This is a genomic window from Burkholderiales bacterium (assembly GCA_013695435.1).
Taxonomy (GTDB): domain Bacteria; phylum Pseudomonadota; class Gammaproteobacteria; order Burkholderiales; family JACMKV01; genus JACMKV01.
This window is the reverse complement of the sequence record JACDAM010000212.1, coordinates 1-3,861: the sequence shown is the minus strand read 5'-3', so window position 1 is coordinate 3,861 and position 3,861 is coordinate 1. Positions and strand designations below refer to the sequence as shown.

Below are 3,861 nucleotides of genomic sequence, written 5' to 3'. Positions count from 1 at the left end.
CTTCTCGGTCGCGGCTCGCGCTGCGGCTTCCGCATCTTCACGGGATAGGTTGCCGTCGTATTCCATGATCGCCGCGCGTTCCTCAAAGAACTCGGCGCAGTTCTCGTTGATGGATTCAAGGCTCGCGCGCGCGTGCGTACCGATTCCTTTCGATGACATAAAGCGATCGCATACAGCGGTTGCGGATGATGATTCTGTTGCGCTCGCCGGCTGTTTCAGCAACGCCAGCAGGTCGCCCTTGTGCGTTCGGATTAGCGCCCGCGCCTCGTCATTGATGGCGGCTTTCGGTTCGGCTCGGATGGCTTCGCCTTGCAAGCTAAGCGTTAAACCCATGCCGCGAAGCTGGCTCAGAATGTCGAACGCGCCCATCAGAATTCCTCGTAGTCGGGTTCGGGTTTGTTCTTGCCTAGCTGCGTTATTTCTTTCTCGAAACAATCGTCAGTAACGTCAGTAACGTCAGAATCCTTTTTTTTACAAGTACTTGGCGACTGACGATGCACTGACGATACTTTCTCCCGGATTTGTTGTTCCGTCAGTACCGTCAGTGCTCCGTCAGGTCTAAGTGCTTGATTCGACTGAATAGCCGACGGTACTGACGTTACTGACGATACTTTCTCGGTCTTTACAATCTCTAGCATCCGGCGACCATCAGAACCAGCACGTGGCGCGGAATTGATGTTGATGCCTACACGTCTGAGTAGGGGAGTTAGCCGCCGCAGCGCATTGGATGCGCCCTTGCCTGACTTCGGCCACGACTGCGACTTGATCGCGCGTTCATGGCCGTAGTGCTCAAGCTCGTTCAGCAGGTCTGTCGCCGTGCCAGTCCACCACGCGCGACGAGCCATGAACTTGACCAGCGCTTCGCCGAACGGTGAGGCTTCCAAGGCTTTCTCGCTGCCTTCATCCTGATTTTGCCGATAGCCTTCAAGAAACTTGCCCGACGTCCATCCAAGTGCGCCCTCTGCCGCCGTTACCCAAAGCGCGAAGTCGGCCATTCTCGGCTTACGACTAAGGTGCGTATCCGGCAATTTCCGAATGGCATGAGACAGCGCCGTATACAGTCCGCCGAGTAAACCGGGACGCATGGCTTCATAGCGTTTCAGGTTTCGCCCTTCGTCAGTTCTCTTTGTGTCGGCTATGACAGGCAGATGCAGAATGATCGAACGTTCCATCAGGTCGCCGCGTGTTGCGATTTCGTCGATCCCGTTCAGAATCACCGGACGCTGGATATTCACGATGACTTCATCCTTGTTCGTGTACAGCTGTCGTTCCGCGAAGCCGCCTCCAACGGCGAAGCGACAAAGTGCATCGCTGACTTCCGGCGATAGCCCGGACAAGTTATCGAGCACGAGAACGTGATTGTTCGTCGCCGTCACCAGTAGGTCCCGGATATCCTTGTTCAAGCCGCGCAGCGGGACGGTAGATGGGTCGATCAGATTGCGTAGAATAGTCGTGAGGGTGCTTTTGCCCGAACCGTGCTCCCCATGTATCACAAGTACGGGATAAGGTCCGCGACCGCGCGCTGCCATGAGCAACCATCCGACCACCAGCTTTACGTCATCGGGTTCGACATTCAGCAGGTCGCCGATATTGTCGAGACTGCCGCTTACCGGGTTTGGCAGCGTCGCCATTCCCGCGCGCCGCGTGAACATAACCGGCGATTTATCCAGAATCTGCCAACCCGATGCCTTTATCTCGACAACCCTCCACCTGTCATCGGCAAGGTCGATATAAATGCGATCCGCCAGCCATGCCACGCGCAAAAAAACCTCGCGCTCTTTTGAGTCATGTTGCGCCTTGGCGTCGATTGTGGCGATCGCATCGCCGACAGCCTGACCACGCGCGCCTTGCTCGGTGAGTTTGTAATACTGATGGCCAAGCCAGTTACGAAATGCACGCGATTGTATCGGCCAGACTTCTCTATGGTCGGTCTTATCGATCACTGCATAGCCGTTCGAGTCGGCGTCGTGGAATAGCTCAAGCGGGCGGCAGATTTCGATCAGGATGGTAGCTTGGGACTTCTTCTTGCCTTCGCCGTCCAAAAGAAGAATACCGGCAACGCTAGATGGTGCGATAAGGCGATCAAGCGCCTCTGCGCCACGTTCAATACTCACGGCGTTGCTACGCATGGCTCACCAGATCGGCAGCTTCCTGCAAGCGCGTGGCAGCGAGTAACAAGCGGTCGTGGTCTTCCTGGGTAAGAGTTATCCCTTGCGCAATGTTCCCGGCTGCGACTGCTGCTACAAGCGCCTCAAAACCCACGCACCGCAGTATGTCGATACTGTTGAACGGCCTGCGCTGCGGCCTCGCCCGGTGCAATGGCAGACGCTCGGGAAACAGGTCGGTAAAGTCGAGTCCGACAGCGGACAAGATGCTTGCGGTATCGCATCCAGCAAAACAGTGAAGCAGAATTCGACCGTCGTCGAGTTCGCGGATGACCAAGGATGGACGGCGATCGTCATGCTCAGAGCATCGGGCGATCCACTGGCTAGGCCCCGTGTTTCGGACGCCTTCAAGCCGGGATAGCAGGATGTCTATGCGGTGAGATGAGGCTTGTTTCCTGGTCGTCATGTAGCCCATCCCGCTATGCAGCCTTGCGGCTTTCATGAATGCGGGATGCGAGCCATGCATCAATCTCTTCTTCGATCCAGCCCACTGACCGAACACCGAGAGAAATAGGTTGAGGAAACTTCTTTTTTTGAATAGCTGCGTAGATTGTGCTACGTGATAAGCCAACTCGGCTTTGTACCTTGGGAAGACGCAGGATTGCTTGAGTCATGTCTATTGCCTCCTATAGAGCGCTTAGTGGACATGACTTATTTTCCAGACATATCGGACATAAACGGTACTTAATGTCCGATTACAAACCTTCCTCCTTAAGGATTCTATTTATATGTCGCTCGGACAAGTTGATCCCCGCGGCGGCGATTTTTCTGGCGAGCCCGTACCTGGGCTCGCCAGCTTGAAGCAGTCTTCTAGCTACATTTTTTATATTTGGTGCTTCGGAGTTACTCGATCTACTTTCAACGCCCCTTTGACCGCCCTTTGAAGAACGCTTTCGGTATCGGTATCCGATCACCGCATCTTCGTCCATAACTGCGACTGTTGCTCTAAGCCTGTCAATCTTCCTTTCCCGCATATATTTACCCGCCCGAAGCATCGAAAGTGTTCGCGTGGGCTTTGGAGAATCGAGTACCAATAAGGCGACGACATTCTCGTTTCCCGCAACTTCACATAATTGTTCAAATGGCTCGTAACTTTCCGCCAAAAGCCTCAATGCGAGGTCAATCTCATTCCATACGTCTTGCCCCGCGCACTGACACGGAGGAGCTTCTGGAAACTTTTCCCAAGACGGTTTAGCAGCAAGAATGCCGGTGCCCACAAAGGGCGCCTCCCCACATTCAGATTTCCAAAGTTGAAAGCAGCTTTTAGTCGTCGATAACAATAGCTCGCGTGCTTCCGCCGAAAGCCCTCTAACCGTCTCCAGTGCTAGGCGCTGGACGAACTCTACTTCTGTAGGGAAAATATCACTAAACACTAGCCGTTTCTTCCATGCTGCTTTTGAAAAAGGATGCCAAGCCAGCCGGCAAGGGTTCCGGCTTTCGGGAGCTACCCTAGGCTTGGCAATGCTCAAAAAACCAAGAATTTCAGAAGTCCCAACGCATAATCTAGAGAGTGAAAGTAAGAGCATTTTAAGAGCGTGCATTTAAGGTCGCAGCCGTTAAGCCGCTCTGTTGAATTTCCCGATGACTACCTTACCGCCGCCCGCCATAGCATCGAGCATGTCCGCCCAAGCCTGCATCATCTGGCGGCGCTCTGGCAGGTATTCGGCCTTGTTGTAAGCGCCGCGCACCTTATTGC

Annotated in this window: 6 protein-coding genes; 1 reads left to right on the top strand and 5 read right to left on the bottom strand. The window is 54.3% G+C overall.

The window, feature by feature from the left end:
• A partial coding sequence (locus H0V78_10560; GenBank protein ID MBA2352193.1) for a hypothetical protein occupies positions 1-369 on the bottom strand: 369 nt, incomplete at its 3' end.
• Entirely contained in the window at positions 369-2,129 is a 1,761-nt protein-coding gene (locus H0V78_10555; GenBank protein MBA2352192.1) for a hypothetical protein, read from the bottom strand. The genes H0V78_10560 and H0V78_10555, both read right to left, overlap by 1 nt.
• Positions 2,130-2,184: 55 nt before the next feature.
• Between H0V78_10555 and H0V78_10550 the strand changes: the two genes are divergently transcribed.
• Positions 2,185-2,526 (top strand): hypothetical protein, encoded by a 342-nt coding sequence (locus H0V78_10550; GenBank protein ID MBA2352191.1) that lies wholly within the window; start codon positions 2,185-2,187, stop codon positions 2,524-2,526.
• Between the two features lie 58 nt (positions 2,527-2,584).
• Here H0V78_10550 and H0V78_10545 read toward each other — a convergent pair whose 3' ends face one another.
• The 3 genes from H0V78_10545 to H0V78_10535 all read right to left on the bottom strand — a co-directional run.
• The gene (locus H0V78_10545; protein ID MBA2352190.1) at positions 2,585-2,779 is read right to left on the bottom strand and encodes an AlpA family transcriptional regulator; all 195 of its coding nucleotides are present in this window, start codon (positions 2,777-2,779) and stop codon (positions 2,585-2,587) included.
• A gap of 81 nt (positions 2,780-2,860) precedes the next feature.
• Positions 2,861-3,706, bottom strand: a complete 846-nt coding sequence (locus tag H0V78_10540) for a hypothetical protein (protein MBA2352189.1) — start codon at positions 3,704-3,706, stop codon at positions 2,861-2,863.
• Positions 3,707-3,721: 15 nt separating this feature from the next.
• Positions 3,722-3,861 (bottom strand): integrase (locus H0V78_10535; GenBank protein MBA2352188.1); only part of this gene is annotated, 140 nt, incomplete at its 5' end.